Genomic DNA, 17,485 nt, shown 5'->3' with positions numbered 1-17,485 from the left:
ATAATCACCTAACATTATAACACATTTCACTAGCAATAAAATGAAAAAAAGCAACTTAATTCCATAAGCTGCTTTGAGACAATTACCCTGAATTCCGTAATCCAGTCGCAATCCCATTAATGGTTGTATGAATCAACTTTTCATAATCCTCATCTAATTCCTGACGTCTGAGACGTTTAATTAATTCAATCTGAATATAATTTAGGACATTAAAATAAGGTAAACGAAAATCTAAGCTGTGTTTCAAGGAAGGGTTATCTTCTAATAAATCTTCATGTTCTTCGATAGCTAAAATAATATTTTTTGTAAGTTGCCACTCATCCAGTATGGTATTAAAGACATCTCTAACTTCTTCTTTTTCTGCTAGTTGAGCATATTGAAAGGCAATGTTCATATTAGATTTTGACAAGACCATATCTACATTAGATAAAAGAGAATGAAAGAATGGCCAGTTTTGATACATATCCTGCAGCTTAGCCAGATTTTTCTTATCTTTTGCTATGAATTTTTTAAAAGCAGAGCCCACACCATACCAACCTGGTAACATAATCCTATTTTGTGACCAGGAAAATACCCATGGAATAGCTCGTAGGCCATTAATATCTGTAATTGTTTTTCGAGCTGCGGGCCTAGAGCCGATATTCAAACTGGAAACTTCCTTAATCGGACTTGCTTCAAAAAAGTAATCATAAAAATAAGGATTTTCAAAAACTAGCTGTCGATAGACCTGATTACTATCTTCCACTAGGCTTTCCATTACCTGTCTAAATACTTCAATATCATTAGGATTAGTTAACATATTAGAGGCCATACGATTGATTGAAGCTGAAATAAGCATCTCGAGATTATAATAAGCAACATCCTTATTTCCATACTTATGCTCAATAATTTCACCCTGCTCTGTCAGACGGATACGATCTTTTATCGAAGCATAGGGCTGTGAACTAATGGCCTCATAAGAAGGGCCACCACCCCGTCCAACAGTTCCTCCACGTCCATGGAAAAAGGTAATTTTCACTCCCTTATCTTCTCCCATTTGACGCAGATCATTTTGAGCCTTGTAAAGGGTCCATCCAGATGATAGATAGCCCCCATCTTTATTACTGTCTGAATAACCTAGCATGATTTCTTGATAATTATCATTAGACGCTAGCCATTTTTTAACCATATCATAGTCAAGATAGTCCACCATGATTTGCTTAGCCATGTTTAAATCCTCAATCGTTTCAAACAAGGGCACAATCTGAACACGCGCCTGATTTTTATCAACCAAGCCAACTTCTTTCAGCATCAGAGCCAACTCAAACATATCTGACACACTTTCTGTATGAGAGATGATATGTTGTTTGATGACCTCATCTCCTAAGCTATCTTTTAATTCACGAGCTGTCTGATAAATGGCTAGTTCTTTTTGGAGTAAGTCTGATTTCTGGCCAACAGCCGAAGACAGGGTTCTAGGATCTTGCTCCAATTGTCTTACAAGTAGCTGACATTTTTCTTCTTCACTTAACTGACTATAATTAGGAACAATATTAGCTAGCTTAAGCAATTCAGCAACACAAGCCTCCTGGACACTAGAGTCCTGTCTTAAATCAATTGTTGCTAGGTAAAAACCAAAAATCTCTACCGTCTGAATTAATTCTCCTAAATCACCCATCACTAAGCTACTATTACCATTGAGTAGTAAAGAGTTCTTTACTACTTCTAAGTCACTCTTGAAGTCTTCCACATGACCATAAGCAGGCAAACTGCTTTTTGTCTTATTAACACTGGACGCCTTTTTTTCACTACTAACTTGGTCTAAATTAGCCTCTAAACGCTTTTGAATATAATGAAAAGCCTTACGATATGGTTCATTTTCCCGATAAATGGATTTATCTTCTGAAAGACTAGCTAATTCTGCAAGTTCAGGACTAATCTCAACTAGACTAGCAGAAAGAGAAAAGCTCCTATAAAGTTTTTCTATTTTTTCAAGATAATACTTAAGAATAACCTGACTTTGAATATTTGCGGAAAGCTTTAGGGTTTCATGGCTTACAAAAGGATTACCATCTCTATCTCCCCCAATCCACATCCCCATTGTCAAAGGCTTGGCTATTTCTAAATCAAGGCCATTCTTTTGTGCCAAATGCTTATATTCTCTCGTTAATTTGCTAGCAGCAGGAATTAAAGAAGAATGGTAATAGGCCATAACATTGGTAATTTCATTTTTAACCTTCAACTTTTTTTCTCGAATGATATCTGTCTGCATGATAATTTCTACATAACGAGAAAGGTCATCTAACCACTTTTGCTTATTAAGAACACCAGCTTTGACGTCTCGGTATTTTCTTAAAAGCTGATGAATCTTGTTGGTCAACTCAAGAATTGTTTTGCGTTGGACTTGTGTTGGGTGAGCAGTTAAGACAGGTACAACCCTAACCTTTTCCAGAAGTTCTTTAGCATCTTCTCTTTTAGCAAGGCTCTTAATGGTATTAGAAAGTTTTCCCAAATAATTAGTATTGGTATTGTTTTGAAAATTGATTTCATAGGCCAAATCAACATCCTCAGAAATGTTAATAAGGAGAGGTAAAATAGAGAAATATCGTGATACCATAACCATCTCATCATTGCTGAGTGACTTAACAATACTTTCTAAATTAAGATAGTCCTCTTTTTCTGAAAGACTAATAATGGTTTTAATCTTTACAAAAACCTTCTTTCCGACCATACGACCAGTAACTTCTTCAAGGATATCCTTTAAGATAGCTACTTCTTCAGCAATAATTTCTTGATTGTTGCTACTTTCTAATTTTTTAAGAGACAATTCCAAAACTCCTTCACACATAAATTACACTAATCATATCATTTTTTGCATAAAATGTAAGGCATTTTCAAAACAAGCTTTCATTTTTATTAAAAATCAACCTTCTAGAAGCCTTCTATTCTAACAAGGTGATTCTTCTCAATTTTTCTGATATACTAAGCTTAAAAGACTAAGGAGACAGTTATGGAACTAAAAAAACGACTTGATTTCCCTGAAAATGAATTATGGGATTTAACAGCCTTGTATAAAGATAGACAAGATTTTTTATTAGCTATCGAAAAAGCTCTAGAAGACGTTAAGAGCTTCAAAAAAAATTATGATGGGCACTTACAGACAAAAGATGATTTTGAAAGAGCCTTAATGGAAATTGAGCACATTTATATTCAAATGAGTCATATTGAAACCTATGCTTTCATGCCTCAAACCACAGATTTTTCAAATGAAGAATTTGCTCAGATAGCCCAAGCTGGGGATGATTTTATTACTAAGGCAAGTGTTGAACTCAGTTTCTTTGAAAGCGCGCTAGCAAATGCTGACAGCACTATTTTAAATGAACTTGAAGAAAATGACCATTTTACAGCCCTTATTCGAAAAGCAAAGCTTCAAAAACAATACCTTCTAACACCTCAAGTTGAAAAGACTCTTACCAATCTAAGGGAAGTTTTAAATGCACCTTATGACATCTACACCAAGATGCGAGCTGGTGATTTTACCATGGAAGACTTTGAAGTTGATGGACACATTTATAAAAATAGTTTTGTCACCTACGAAAATTTTTATCAAAATCATGAGAATAAAGAAATCCGTGAAAAAGCCTTCCGTTCTTTCTCAAAAGGTTTGAAACAGCATCAAAATGCTGCCGCTGCTGCTTACCTGGCAAAAGTTAAATCTGAAAAATTAATTGCCGACATGCGAGGCTATTCTTCTGTATTTGATTATTTATTAGCTGAACAAGAAGTTGATAAAAGTATGTTTGACCGTCAGATTGACCTCATCATGACAGAATTTGGCCCTGTCGCTCAAAAATTCCTAAAACACGTTGCCCAAGTTAACAAGCTTGATAAAATGACCTTTGCCGATTGGAAACTAGATATTGATAATGAGCTAAACCCTCAAGTATCTATTGATGATGCCTACGATTTAGTTATGAAGTCAGTAGCACCACTTGGCCCTGAATATAGTAAAGAAATTGAGCGTTATCAAAAAGAACGTTGGGTTGATTTTGCAGCTAATGAAAACAAGGATTCTGGTGGCTATGCTGCCAACCCTTACAAGGTTCATCCTTATATCTTGATGAGTTGGACCGGAAGAATGTCCGACGTCTATACCTTGATTCATGAAATAGGACATTCAGGGCAATTTATCTTCTCTGACAACCATCAAAGCTTCTTTAACACCCATATGTCTACATATTATGTAGAAGCTCCCTCAACCTTTAATGAACTCTTATTAAGTGACTATTTAGAGCATCAATTTGAAGATGCAAGACAAAAACGTTTTGCCCTAGCTCACCGTCTAACAGATACCTATTTCCACAATTTCATTACCCATCTCCTTGAGGCAGCCTTCCAACGTAAGGTCTACACTCTTATTGAAGAAGGTGGTACCTTTGGAGCCGAGCAACTAAATGCTATGATGAAAGATGTTCTGCAAGAATTCTGGGGAGATGCAATTGAGATTGATGATGACGCAGCCCTAACTTGGATGCGTCAAGCCCACTACTACATGGGCTTATATAGCTACACTTATTCTGCAGGTCTAGTTATCTCAACAGCTGGCTATCTCAACCTAAAAAATAACCCTCAAGGGGCTAGTCAGTGGTTAGATTTTCTAAAATCTGGAGGCAGCAAAACACCTTTAGAAACAGCTAAATTAATCCATGCTGATATTTCAACGGATAAACCCCTTCGTGATACTATCCAATTTTTAAGTAATACTGTGGATAGCATCATCACTTACAGCTCCCAGCTAGATTAAACAAAACAACCCTTGTGGGGGTTGTTTTTGCTTTATTTGACAACTTCTTGGTAAAATTCAAGCTTGTCTGATTCTTTTAATGTTATCTGATCAGCTGCTTTTGGAGCTAACTTGTCATTTATTTTAAAGAACCAGAAACGTTTTTTCTGAGAGTCTTGCTTGTGGTTATCAATAGCTGTGATAAATCCATCTTTCTCTTCAACCTTATAATTATCTTTTAAGACGTCCATTGCTGTGTCACCTTTTTTAAAAGGGACTTTTTCATCAATGGTATTTGTATCTTCTTTAACAATTAATCTGACATAAGTTTCTTTTTGTTTTGTATCTTGACTTTCTTTATGATTGGGCTGGCAAGCTACTAAAAATAAGCTAAGTAAGCTGAGAGAAAGGTATTTAAATAAGTTTTTCATGGGTTAATCTCCTAAAAATAGATAATAAGATGGGGTAAAAAAGTAAGGTTGCACAAGCATGAGCTATATTAAAAGACATTCCTGCTAAAACATAGCTCCACCAAGGCATACTATAAAGATAAGCAAAACAAGAGTCAATCACAATACCATAAAACAAGCCACATAAGCCCGCAAGTAAGGCCTGTAGAACAAGCCTGTACTTTTTAAGCCCCCTTGTTAGGGGATAAAAGAGGACCTTCCATAAAAAGATTATCAAAGCAAAGGAAGTAATCTGCCAAAAGACCCAGGGACCAAAACCTAATAAAAAGGAAGTGACCAACATACAAACAGACATGACCAGAATTGACTCATAAAAGCCATAGACCAGTGAATAAATCAGAAAAAGTGCAGTTATAGGTTGAATGTTAGGCAAATGGCTAAAAGACATTCTTAAAACAAGAGCTAAGGCGGAAAATAGGGCAATCCTAGTAATCTGTTTTGTAGACATAAGTGTTCTTTCTATGTTTTTTTACTATTATGACAGAATTTAAAAAGCTTTGCCACTATTACTTTCTGTGAATAATTGTTAATTTAAACAAAGATTATAATACATTTAGAAAATTAACCCCAAAAAAAGAGGACCTTATAGCTATAAACTATAAACTTAATAGGAACTATTACAGCTATAGGCTAAGTTTTTAGCCTTCTATAAATTACTTCTGGCATGAGACTCCTTTTCCCCTTTGTCTTTTATTTTTCCTTAAAATGTAAGATAATATAAGAATTTAGTTAGGAAGTTTTGATTTTTTTAAGTTTTTAGGTTACAATAGCAATAATGAGAAGAAGAATTAAGCCCATTGTTGTCCTTGTTTTTTTTATCTTGTTTGCATTTTTATTAATTATTGGAAAAACACATTCAGATCATCTCAAAGAAAAGGAACTAAAAATAGCAAAATCAAGTGTACCAATCGTTTCTAGCAGCCATGAAACTAAAACAACAAGTAGTACAACGGAAACTGAAGAATTTGTCTTAAATCCAATTATTGACGTCTCAGGCTGGCAACTGCCACGTGATATCAACTATGATATACTTTCAAAAAATATTTCTGGAGCTATCGTAAGGGTTTTTGGGGGATCACAGATTACCTCCCGAAATAACGCTGCTTATACTACCGGACTTGACAAATCATTTAAAACACACATTAAAGAATTCCAAAAGCGTAATGTCCCTGTAGCTGTTTATAGCTATGCTTTAGGTTCAAGCACTAAGGAAATGCGAGCTGAAGCCAGAACCTTTTATAAACATGCCTCTCCTTATAATCCAACCTACTATTGGATAGATGTTGAGGAAGTTACCATGAAAGACATGAATAAGGGTGTCAAGGCCTTCCGTGAAGAATTAAAAAAATTAGGGGCTAAAAAAGTTGGTTTATACATCGGAACCTACTTTATGGCCGAACAAAAAATTTCAACTGACGGATTTGATGCAATCTGGATTCCCACTTATGGAAGTGATTCTGGTTATTATGAAGCTGCTCCAAAAACTGAGTTAAACTATGATTTACACCAGTATACGTCACAAGGTTATCTACCTGGCTTCAACAATGCTTTGGATTTAAATCAAATTGCAGTGACAAAAAATCCTAAAGAAACCTATGAAAAATTATTTGGTAAATCCCATTAAAAGGCCCATGAAGGCCTTTTTAGTTTATTTTCTTGACAAGCTCATTTAGAAAATATTATAATGTATGAAAATAATAATATTTCACAAAGGAGTGCTTTAGCTGAGATCGCATTTGCGAAATCCTAAAAACCTGATCTTGGTAATACAAGCGAAGGGATTGTGATCTTGATTTTCAATAAGAATTTCAGGCTCTTTTTGTGAATAAAAGGAGTTTTTTTATGTCCCATAATACTAATATCAAGTATTTAGTTGAAGCTGCCCTATTTGCTGCACTAGCAATGGCGCTGTCTTTTATTCCTGATTTTATCAGTTGGTTTAGCCCTTCTTATGGTGCTATTCCTTTAATTGTTCTGGCTCTTAGACGTGGTCCAAAGTATGGCCTACTTTCTGGTTTAATCTGGGGGCTCTTACATTTTGCTTTAGGTAAAATTGAGTATCTAAGTATGTCTCAGGTTGTTATTGAGTATATTTTTGCCTTCCTATCAATGGGACTGGCAGGCTTATTTTCAAAACAAATCCAACTACAGCTTAGACAAAAGCACCTCTCTTATGCTGTTCTTATCGGCTTTTCAGCTTCTTTCTTGGCTATTTTTGTACGCTATCTTTTCCACTTTATCGCTGGGGTAATCTTCTGGGGCTCCTATGCTCCCAAAGGAATGTCTGCCGTCTGGTATTCATTCACAGTCAATGGGACTGCTGGGTTCTTAACATTACTATTAGTAATGATCTCTCTAGCTATTCTTATACCAGCACAACCCCAATTTTTTTCACCAAAAGATTGAGATAATTACCTTAACTGAATAATCTAAAAATGGTATAATGCTTGTGTTATACCGTTTTTATTTATATTTAAGGAAAAAATAATGGCTAAAAAAATAAAACTCAAAAAGACCCTTGTTGAACAAATATTAGACAAGGCTACTATTAGTTATGAAAGTCTTGCTATAAATGTTCCCAAAGGTGAGATACCAGATGATATCTCTAAGGATGACATCTTTAAAACCCTTGCCTTAAAAGGGGATAAAACTGGTCCCCTAATTGGCATACTACCCATCACAGAACATCTATCTGAGAAAAAATTAGCTAAGGTATCAGGTAACAAGAAGGTCACAATGATCCCCCAAAAGGACCTTCAAAAAACAACAGGCTATGTCCATGGTGCTAATAACCCTGTTGGCATCCACCAAAAACATCGCTTCCCTATTTATATTGATACTAGTGCCATTGAAAAGGGCCATATGATTGTCTCAGCTGGTGAACTAGGACGCTCAATAAAAATAGCTAGTTCAGTTCTTGCTGAATTTGTGGCAGCAGAATTCGTTGACATTAAGGAGCTATCATGACCACTCTAGCTAATATTATTTGGTTTATCTTTGCAGGCTTTTGGGCTTGGCTCTTCTGGAGCCTGGCAGGTATTATTTTGTCGCTAAGCATTTTAGGGCTACCTCTAGGTTTACAGTGCTTTAAAATTGCTAATTTTGGGCTTTTCCCTTTTAGAAAAACGATTATTATGGGAGAATCTGGACTCAGCCTCCTTCTAAATATCTTATGGATTCTCCTTTTTGGTTGGGAATTAGCCTTAGCACACCTTTTTTCTGCCTTTTTACTATGTTTGACAATCATTGGTATTCCCTTTGCTAAACAGTCACTTAAGTTAGCTAAACTTAGTCTTTTTCCCTTTGGAGCAATTATAAAATCATATTAGAAAGGATTTTTTAGCTATGAAATTATTTTTTGTCAGACATGGCAAAACACAATGGAACTTAGAAGGACGCTTTCAAGGAGCAGGGGGGGATTCCCCACTTCTAGAAGATTCTTATGAAGAAATGAAGGTTTTGGGTCACTATCTGCAATCCGTCTCCTTTGATGCTATTTTTTCAAGTGATTTAAAACGCGCGCAGCAAACAGCCCAAGAAATTGCTAAACACTCCCAGCAAAAAACAGAAATTGTCTATACACAAGCCCTACGAGAATGGAAACTTGGCAAGCTAGAGGGAGCCAAAATTGCTACTATGTCTTCTATCTATCCCAGTCAAATGGCTGCCTTTAGGCAAAATTTAGCTAAATTTCATGCCACCCAGTTTGAAGCTGAATCAATTTATCAAACTACTCAAAGGGTTAGAGACTTTATCACTTCTTTTGCCTCAAAAGGTTATGAAAATGTATTACTAGTTGGGCATGGAGCTAATTTAACGGCTTCAATAAGGTCTCTGCTAGGCTATGAGGCTGCCCAATTAAGAGCTCTCGGTGGACTTGACAATCTCAGCCTAACCATTCTAGAAACAAATGATTGTCAAACCTTTAAATGCCTCAGCTGGAATGATAAATCCTACCTTCAAAAAGAAGATAGCTACTAAACTAAAAAAGTATTTAGCACTAGTAAAACTAGTTAAATACTTTTTAGTTTGCATATTTAATGCGTAGAACTTTTTCTTGTTGCTTATTTAGACGTAACAGGATAACAACTTTATCAATACTCATATTACTTTCTAATAAGCGTTCAGCTGCCATCATAAGGCCGTTGTTAATTCCCATTTCTAAAATAGGGTTCTTTTTATCATTTCGGTCAAAAATGAATTTATTATCTGGCAAATCAAACAAGACTTTTACAGCCCCAAAAAGCTGTTCAAAGTTATCAATAGCCACATCATAGACAGGTTTAATTCCTGGTTTAAGACTACGTCCTCTATGATTAAACCACATAGAATTCCAGCCTCCATTATGGGCTCCCATAACATCATTATCATAAGAGTCTCCCACATAGAGACTTGTTTGAGGGTTCATATCAAATTGCTGGGCTGCTAGGTTGAAAATTTCCTTCTCAGGTTTTTGAAAGCCAGTTGCCTGACTGACAATGACCCGTTTAGGGTCGATATAATCATAGAGGCCTAATTTTTTGACTTTTTTTAGCTGATGCTCTGTGGGTCCATTTGTAATAATTCCCATTGGCACCCCTTTAGATTTCAAAAAATCAAGGGTCATTCGCATTTCATCAAGCATTGTAATATTTTCAAGCTCTTTTTCATAAATTTCCTGAAAATGAGCTCCAAGTTCTCGATCTATCTCTGGGTAACCAAATTCTAGGAGGGTTTCACGACAACGCCAGAACCTAAAATAGTCTGTTGTCCACTCTCCAGCCATTACTCTTGGAAAACCAATATCTGAGTAATGACGAAACCTAATATATGCCTTACTCATCACTGACATATCAAAATCAGGAAAACATTTTTCCATCGCAATCCGATAGGGTGCTTGCTGATCATATATAGTATCATCAACGTCAAAAACAATAGCAGTTATCATGAGTCTCTCTTCTTTTCTAGTAGTAGTACTTGGACATTATACTATTTTTAGGATGGCATTTCAAACACAGCAAAATTGAAAGACCCTAGAAGCATGTTTATCACTGAAATAAGGTGTATAAAAGCTTTATTTATGATACAATAGATTCGAAAACTTTTTGGAGGAAACCATGTCAAAGGAACATATCGAAGAACTAAATGATCAACAGATTGTCCGTCGTGAAAAAATGGCGGCATTGGCTGAACAAGGAATTGATCCTTTTGGTAAACGTTTTGAACGCACTGCCAATTCTGCTGAATTAAAAGAAAAATTTGCTGATAAAAGCAAAGAAGACTTACACGACTTAGATGAAACTGCTATTGTTGCTGGTCGACTTATGACCAAACGTGGTAAGGGAAAGGTTGGTTTTGCCCATCTTCAAGACCGTCAGGGCCAAATCCAAATCTATGTCCGCAAGGATTCCGTTGGTGAAGAAAACTATGATATTTTCAAAAAAGCTGATTTAGGTGACTTTATCGGAGTTGAAGGCCAGGTTATGCGTACAGATATGGGTGAGCTTTCTATCAAAGCAACTAAGCTGACTCACCTTTCAAAATCCTTACGTCCCCTTCCAGAAAAATTCCATGGTCTAACAGATGTGGAAACTATCTATCGTAAACGTCACTTGGATCTCATTTCAAATCGTGATAGTTTTGATCGCTTTGTGACACGCTCAAAAATCATTTCTGAAATTCGTCGTTACCTCGATGGACTTGATTTCTTAGAAGTGGAAACACCAGTCTTACATAATGAAGCTGGTGGTGCTGCTGCGAGACCTTTTATTACCCATCATAATGCCCAAAACATTGACATGGTCCTACGTATTGCAACAGAATTGCATTTAAAACGACTTATCGTTGGTGGAATGGAACGTGTTTATGAGATTGGTCGCATCTTCCGTAATGAAGGAATGGATGCTACCCATAATCCTGAATTCACTTCTATCGAGGTTTATCAAGCCTATGCAGACTATCTTGACATTATGAACCTAACAGAAGGTATCATCCAACATGCTGCCAAGGCAGTTAAGGGAGATGGACCTGTTGATTATCAAGGACATACTATTGAAATCAATAAGCCATTTAAACGTCTTCATATTGTTGATGCTATTAAAGAGGTAACAGGAATTGATTTTTGGCCCCAAATGTCCTTTGAAGAGGCTAAAAAACTAGCTGAAGAAAAACATGTGCCACTAGAAAAACACTTTACTAGTGTTGGACATATTATCAATGCTTTCTTTGAAGAATTTGTTGAAGAAACACTTATTCAACCTACCTTTATCTTTGGTCACCCAGTAGAGGTTTCCCCTCTGGCCAAGAAAAACCCTGAGGATCCACGTTTCACAGACCGTTTTGAACTCTTTATTATGACCAAAGAATATGCTAATGCCTTCACTGAACTAAATGATCCAATTGATCAATTATCCCGTTTTGAAGCACAGGCCAAGGCTAAAGAACTCGGTGACGATGAAGCAACTGGTATTGACTATGACTTTGTCGAAGCTTTAGAATACGGTATGCCTCCAACAGGAGGACTAGGTATAGGAATCGACCGTCTTTGCATGTTGTTAACCAATACAACAACCATCCGAGATGTCCTCTTATTCCCAACTATGAAATAACAAATAAAAACCTTCCCATATGATGATTCTGCTAAGGGGGACAACAGTCCTTCTCTTGGCTTAATACATATTATGGAGAGGTTTTTTATACTTCTTCTCCCCTTGCTTTTTTGGCCCTAGCTTGCCTAAAGTCCTATTTTAGGATATAGTGGAAGAGACTAATCCGGAGGCGCTTTCAACATGACAACCTTAAAACTCAAACTCTTTGGGAACCCTGCTATCTTTCTAGATGACAAGGAGATTTTCTTCTCTTTTTCAAAACTTAATGCCCTGCTTTACTATCTCCTTATTAATGAAACAGTGGCCAGAGATGAAATTGCTGGTATCCTGTGGGAGGATAAGGATAATCAAAAAGCTAAGAAAAATTTACGAAATACTATTTATCAGGTTAATAAAAAACTTGGGGCTGACTATATCATTTGTCCCAACCGTTCTATGTTGACTCTCAACCCCCAGCTAAGTATAACATGTGATGCCAAGCAATTCTTAGCAGAACCTAAAAAGAATAGCCAGCTTTACCAAGGAGAATTCTTACAGGGTTTTTATTTAAAAAGTAATGAAAGCTTTGATCTCTGGCAGAGTAAAATGCGGGCCCACTTTGAACAGCTTTTTATTCAAAGCTCCTATCAACAAATTGAAGAAATGAAGGAATCAGCCCCCTTTGATGACCTTAAAGCTATTATTGATCGCCTAATTAGCATAGATGAATTTGAAGAAAAGAATTACCAACTCTTAATGGAACTTTATCAAAAACATGGGCATTTTGGTAAGGTTATTGAAACCTATTATCAGCTAGCTAATCTTCTGGATAAGGAATTAGGCATTAGCCCAAGTGAAAAAACCCAGCACATCTATGCTCAGGTTATTGCTAGGGATCGAAACCAACGCAAAATAAAAGCCTTCTTAGGAACAAATAATCTCTTTTTTGGCCGGGTTTCAGAGATCAAAGCCCTAGAAAGATTTTTTACGCATATCTTAAGTAAGGGCCACTCCCATACCTTGCTTTTAGAAGGAGACTCAGGCATTGGTAAAAGAACGGTAACAAGACAAGTCCTAGCCAACCAGACCCAAAACTATCAAATCATCACGTCAGAATGTTTTAGAGAAAATACCAGTCAAGACTTTGCACTATGGCCTGATATTCTAGAAGCTCTAGGAGATCTAATCCTCCAGCAAGAACTGATGACCAGTAGACAATGGCAGACCATTCTTGAACTCTACCTGTCCCCTTACCAAGAGTCAATTGAAAAAGATGACCACACAAAACTGGCTAATTTTATTAGTGATGTGCTTAAAAAAATTGCCCAGCACAAGGCTACCATTATCTTAATTGAAGATATTCACTGGATTACCCCAAAAAGCTTGGCTATTCTAAAAACAGTTATTAACCACCTAAAAGAATATCCCCTTGCAGTTGTCCTCACCAAAAATCTTATGACTAGCCCCTATTTAGAAGACTTTTTAAACCAGCTCATCTACCAGGGAAAACTTGATAAACTAAGCCTAAGAGCTCTTAGTAAAAAAGAGAGTTTAAACTACCTTTCTAAAAGACTAGAACACTTGTCCCTATCTGAAAAAGACTATGAAACCTTCTACCAATTCAGTCAGGGGAATTTCTTTTTTCTTTCAGAATATGCAGAGCTTTTATTGCAAGGAAAGAAATTTACTCCTTTGACAAGTGCTATTAAGGCGAACTATGCCTTAAAGCTGAGCTCTATCAATCATTTTGAGGAAGAAATCCTCCATTACCTAGCCTCCTTTAAAAAAGCTATGCCTATTACCATATTAGCTAAGCTAATGAGTCTTTCTCTAGAAGAACTTATCAGTATCCTTGAAAGCCTCTGCCAAAAAGGAATCCTTTTTGAAGAAGATGACCATGATGACATCCTTGTGCAATTTAGGCAAAAAGCTCTGACCTATTATATCTATGATAGCCTTTCCTTAGCTAAAAAAAGACTCCTTCATGTTCAGATAGCCCAACAATTAGAGGAAAGTAAAGAAATCTTTAAGGATTATTCTCAAGCCATTGAAGATATTGCCTACCACTATCAGTTAGCCAAGCAACCCCTCAAGGCCCTGCACTACTATATCAATGCCCTTGAACTTAATTTAGAGTTTCAACATCAACTCTTTCCTATTTATTCCCAATCTTGGGTTCCAGACCAAGGCCATAACTATGATAGTTACAAGAATATCCAAGAACAATTAGCAAGTGTTGAAAAGCAATTACAAGACAATAAAAAAGCCTATCAGAAGCAAAAAGATTTTCAAAAACTCCTAATGCGTTTTCTCTATCTGAAAGGCTGTTATCAAATTCGTATTGGCAATTATCAAAAAGGTATCTCAAATATCCAACAGCTTATTGGTCTAGCTGGTCAAGATCAAGATGCTAGCTACCTTTTGGAGGCTTATCGTCAACTCATCTACTACTGTATCCAGGTTGAAAACCTTCCAGAAATGCATTATTACACTGAACTTGCTCTGGAGGCTTCTGCTCAGGCTAATAATCATGAAGCCATTGCCCTTAATTTACGCTTAAGTGGACTTTATCAACTCATGATTGGGCAAGTCAAAGAGGCCCGCAAGCTCATTAATGAATCCATTAATTGCTTTAGCCTTACCAGTGGTCTAAGAAAAAAGTATGCTATTCAGATAGCTGCAGGCTTAGACTATCTAGCCGAAATAGAACAGATGCAAGGTAGCTTTGATAAGGCCAAAAACTATCAAAAACAGGCTATTGAACTCTCGAAAAATAGCCTGAGTGAGCCATCTATCATTTCCTTTTACATTGGTTTAGGGATTTCATATTTTTACCTCCAAAATTATGATAAGGCTGAGCAAATCTTTCTAGACTGTGAAAAAAATCTTGAATCACTTAGTTTTCCTTGGAAAGAGGTCCAGTTAGAAGTCTACCTAACCCTGATTAAATGTCAAAAAGAAAATTATCAGCCCCTGATTAACTTACTGCATAAAAAGGAAACCCTCATTCAACGTTACTCTAATCCCAGAGACAAGGGCATGATTTACTACATTATGGCCTATACCAAATTTGCCCTCCTCTCTGAAAAAATACATTGTCAGGAACTGGCACAGCTTTTACCTCAGGACTTCAACCACTATTATCACATTGCTAAACTCCATTTAAATCCTTATCGGGATTGCCGCCTCCTTATGGAACTTGAGCACTGTCAAAACCTACTCTATCAGAACTATAACCATTAAAAGAGCCCTTGCAAGGTCTTAAGTGATTTTTTTAAATCTGCTTACTCCTTGATGGGCCCTTTTTAAATCTGCTGACAGGCCACCTATTCTCTAAACTGAACCATGAATCTGAGATAAGACCTGAGTAATATAGAAAATAAAGCTGGCTGCTAAATTTGCTGTATGGTTATCAATATCATGTGGCGGGGAGACTTCTACCAAATCAAAACCGACTAACTTGCCACTAGCAGCAATATGTTGTAAGACAAGTAGGGCTAGTTGGGGGTCTAAACCCAGGGACTGAATAGCGCTCACCCCCGGAGCATGACCAACAGAAAAGCAGTCCATATCAATAGTCAGATAAAGATAGTCCTTATCTTGTAAAAACTGGTCTACCTTGTCACAGACCTTCTTATAGCCTAATTTATAAATGTCTTGGCCTGTTAGAAATTGGATAGCCTTTGATTTAGCTACAAAGTCAAATAAGAAAAGGTTGTTGCTGTGCTCTTGGATACCCAGAACCAGATAAGGAAAGACCTCTTTTTCTTTTTTACAATGGTCAAACATTTGCCGAAAACCGGTGCCAGAATTTGGTCCTGTTTGATCATAGGGTCTCAAATCAAAATGGGCATCGAAATTAATCACAGCTAGCTCTTTTTTAGAAGCAAGTGAATTTTTCAAGCCCAGATAATGCCCATAGGCTGTGCCGTGGCCTCCTCCTAGAACAATTGGTCTCAGATTGAGATCCTTCATTCTTTCAATAGCCTTAGCCAGACTAAGCTGCATGTCTTGCAGAGACTGGTTAGGGGCGTCAATATTTCCCACATCAAATACCCTAACATGTCTTCCTAGATGCCAGGGTAACTTAGCTAATTGGCTTCTGATAGCACTTGGACCTTCAACAGCTCCTACGCGGCCATGATTAATATAAACCCCCTTATCACTCTTAAAACCAATTAAGGCAAAATTAATCCCTTCAAAAGGGCTGAGCTTATCATTGTTTAGGTCCAAAAATGCAATAAGCATTCCCCATTTGGCATTGTATAAATCATCATCTTCAATTCCTTTTTGATAGTAACCATGGGTCATGGGAAAATAGTTTTCTAGCATTCTTTTTACCTCTCTTACTGGTCAATTATCTTGGTATCATTAATCCTCTTATGCTCTAAAACAAACTGCCTTACTTCTGAAATAAAATATAAGGACCCTGTCACCAAAAGGAGCTGATTTTTATTTTTAAGCTGGGCTTGTTTTTCCAATAGCCATTTTTTATAATCCCTAAGCTGAGGATACTTTTTAGGATAATCCTCTAGGGCTAAACACTTTGGAAAGTCAAAACTGGTGACAAAAACCTGTCCCACTTGGCTTAGTTGCTTAAGCATGTCATCAACAGGCTTGCTATTAATAGCAGCAAATAAAATGGTAATATCCTTATCTGAAAAGTCTTCCTGCATAAGTTGAACCAAAGCTTGAATGCTTTCATTATTGTGGGCCCCATCAATCATGAACTGATTTTCTAAAAACTCTGTTCTACCTACCCACTTGCTCTGGCTTAGGCCTTTGATGATTGATGCACTAGTGACTTTAGGAAATGCTTCCTTTAAGATGAGACTGGTCATAACAGCTAAACTAGCATTTTGCTTTTGATGTCTTCCTAGCATGGCTAAATGAATGTTTTTCAGAGTGGTAGCTTGGTAGGTAAAGTCAAATCCTTCTTTTTTACAAGCTATGGTAAAGTCTTTACCAAGTTCATATAAGGGACTAGCAGTTTCTTGCGCTTTTGCCTGAAAGACCTGTCTAACCTCTTTTTTATCTGTTGCAAAGATAAAGGGCTCCCTATCTTTTAATACTCCTACTTTTTGCCCTGCAATGTCACTATAGGTCTCTCCTAAAAGTTCCTGATGATCCAATCCAATAGAAGGACAAACAACTGCTAGGGCCTGAAAAACATTTGTAGCATCTAATAAACCACCTAGCCCTGCTTCAATAATAGCAAGGTCAACAGGATTTAGTTCCGTAAAATAAAGAAACATAATGAGGGTAATGATTTCAAATTCTGTTGCCGGAGCATAGCCTGTCTTAGCTGGCAGACTTTCTACAACAGGCTCTACCTTTTTAACCATAGCTATCAGGTCTTCTTCTGACATCATATGTCCATTGACTGAGATACGCTCTCTAAACTCCACAATAAAGGGGGAAGTGAAGGTTCCTACCTTATAGCCACTGGCACAGAAAATATCTTTCAGATAAGACACTGTAGAACCTTTGCCATTTGTACCGACAAGATGGATAGCTGCTAGCCTATCTTGAGGATTATCAAACTGTTCCAATAACCATTTTATCCTCTTTAAACCAGGTTTTTCCCCTTTTTTTACCTTGCTGTGAATCCAGCTCAGGGCTTCTTGATAGTTCACATTCTCCCCTTTCTACTCCTTATTTACCTCTGTAAAAGCTCTATCCTTATT

At 36.8% G+C, this 17,485-nt stretch carries 14 protein-coding genes and 1 riboswitch; of the genes, 8 read left to right on the top strand and 6 right to left on the bottom strand.

Going from position 1 to position 17,485, the window contains the following annotated elements; all coding sequences use genetic code 11:
* Positions 1-82: 82 nt before the first annotated feature.
* A complete protein-coding gene (gene ppc, locus A3GU_RS0101220) occupies positions 83-2,806 on the bottom strand; it encodes a phosphoenolpyruvate carboxylase (protein ID WP_018365713.1) in 2,724 nt (907 codons plus the stop codon).
* A 183-nt stretch (positions 2,807-2,989) separates the two neighbouring features.
* On the opposite strand from ppc, the gene pepF reads away from it, so the two are divergent.
* Positions 2,990-4,783, top strand: coding sequence for an oligoendopeptidase F (gene pepF / locus A3GU_RS0101215; protein ID WP_018365712.1), 1,794 nt, complete (start codon positions 2,990-2,992; stop codon positions 4,781-4,783).
* 32 nt (positions 4,784-4,815) lie between these two features.
* Here pepF and A3GU_RS0101210 read toward each other — a convergent pair whose 3' ends face one another.
* The gene (locus A3GU_RS0101210) at positions 4,816-5,193 is read right to left on the bottom strand and encodes a DUF4430 domain-containing protein (protein ID WP_018365711.1); all 378 of its coding nucleotides are present in this window, start codon (positions 5,191-5,193) and stop codon (positions 4,816-4,818) included.
* On the bottom strand, positions 5,177-5,680 hold the full coding sequence (locus A3GU_RS0101205) for an ECF transporter S component (RefSeq protein WP_018365710.1): 504 nt from the start codon (positions 5,678-5,680) through the stop codon (positions 5,177-5,179). The genes A3GU_RS0101210 and A3GU_RS0101205 overlap by 17 nt, the downstream gene beginning before the upstream one ends.
* Positions 5,681-6,007: 327 nt before the next feature.
* Between A3GU_RS0101205 and A3GU_RS0101200 the strand changes: the two genes are divergently transcribed.
* The 5 genes from A3GU_RS0101200 (at position 6,008) to A3GU_RS0101180 (ending at position 9,213) form a co-directional block, all read left to right on the top strand.
* Positions 6,008-6,856: a glycoside hydrolase family 25 protein gene (locus tag A3GU_RS0101200; protein ID WP_018365709.1), complete on the top strand. Its 849-nt coding sequence runs from the start codon at positions 6,008-6,010 to the stop codon at positions 6,854-6,856.
* A gap of 77 nt (positions 6,857-6,933) precedes the next feature.
* Positions 6,934-7,030, top strand: a riboswitch (TPP riboswitch).
* A gap of 44 nt (positions 7,031-7,074) precedes the next feature.
* On the top strand, positions 7,075-7,638 hold the full coding sequence (thiT, locus tag A3GU_RS0101195; RefSeq protein WP_018365708.1) for an energy-coupled thiamine transporter ThiT: 564 nt from the start codon (positions 7,075-7,077) through the stop codon (positions 7,636-7,638).
* A gap of 81 nt (positions 7,639-7,719) precedes the next feature.
* Positions 7,720-8,199, top strand: a complete 480-nt coding sequence (locus A3GU_RS0101190) for an aminoacyl-tRNA deacylase (protein ID WP_018365707.1) — start codon at positions 7,720-7,722, stop codon at positions 8,197-8,199.
* Positions 8,196-8,561 carry a YccF domain-containing protein gene (locus A3GU_RS0101185; RefSeq protein ID WP_018365706.1) on the top strand — a complete coding sequence of 122 codons (366 nt, stop codon included), beginning with the start codon at positions 8,196-8,198 and terminating at the stop codon, positions 8,559-8,561. Before A3GU_RS0101190 ends, A3GU_RS0101185 begins: the two co-directional genes overlap by 4 nt.
* A 16-nt stretch (positions 8,562-8,577) precedes the next feature.
* Positions 8,578-9,213, top strand: a complete 636-nt coding sequence (locus A3GU_RS0101180; protein WP_018365705.1) for a histidine phosphatase family protein — start codon at positions 8,578-8,580, stop codon at positions 9,211-9,213.
* 43 nt (positions 9,214-9,256) lie between these two features.
* On the opposite strand, the gene A3GU_RS0101175 is transcribed toward A3GU_RS0101180, so the two are convergent.
* Complete coding sequence (locus tag A3GU_RS0101175) at positions 9,257-10,159, bottom strand: HAD family hydrolase (RefSeq protein ID WP_018365704.1); 903 nt, start codon at positions 10,157-10,159, stop codon at positions 9,257-9,259.
* Positions 10,160-10,328: 169 nt separating this feature from the next.
* Between A3GU_RS0101175 and lysS the strand changes: the two genes are divergently transcribed.
* Together lysS and A3GU_RS0101165 are read left to right on the top strand one after the other, a co-directional pair.
* On the top strand, positions 10,329-11,819 hold the full coding sequence (lysS, locus tag A3GU_RS0101170) for a lysine--tRNA ligase (protein ID WP_018365703.1): 1,491 nt from the start codon (positions 10,329-10,331) through the stop codon (positions 11,817-11,819).
* Between the two features lie 180 nt (positions 11,820-11,999).
* Complete coding sequence (locus tag A3GU_RS0101165) at positions 12,000-15,041, top strand: ATP-binding protein (RefSeq protein ID WP_018365702.1); 3,042 nt, start codon at positions 12,000-12,002, stop codon at positions 15,039-15,041.
* Between the two features lie 90 nt (positions 15,042-15,131).
* On the opposite strand, the gene hutG is transcribed toward A3GU_RS0101165, so the two are convergent.
* On the bottom strand, positions 15,132-16,130 hold the full coding sequence (gene hutG / locus A3GU_RS0101160; RefSeq protein ID WP_018365701.1) for a formimidoylglutamase: 999 nt from the start codon (positions 16,128-16,130) through the stop codon (positions 15,132-15,134).
* A gap of 14 nt (positions 16,131-16,144) precedes the next feature.
* Positions 16,145-17,434, bottom strand: coding sequence for a bifunctional folylpolyglutamate synthase/dihydrofolate synthase (locus tag A3GU_RS0101155; protein WP_018365700.1), 1,290 nt, complete (start codon positions 17,432-17,434; stop codon positions 16,145-16,147).
* Between the last annotated feature and the right edge of the window lie 51 nt (positions 17,435-17,485).

It is taken from the genome of Streptococcus didelphis DSM 15616 (assembly GCF_000380005.1).
Classification (GTDB): Bacteria; Bacillota; Bacilli; order Lactobacillales; family Streptococcaceae; genus Streptococcus; species Streptococcus didelphis.
Note: the sequence above shows the minus strand (reverse complement) of the source record. Positions and strands in the feature narration are given on the sequence as shown.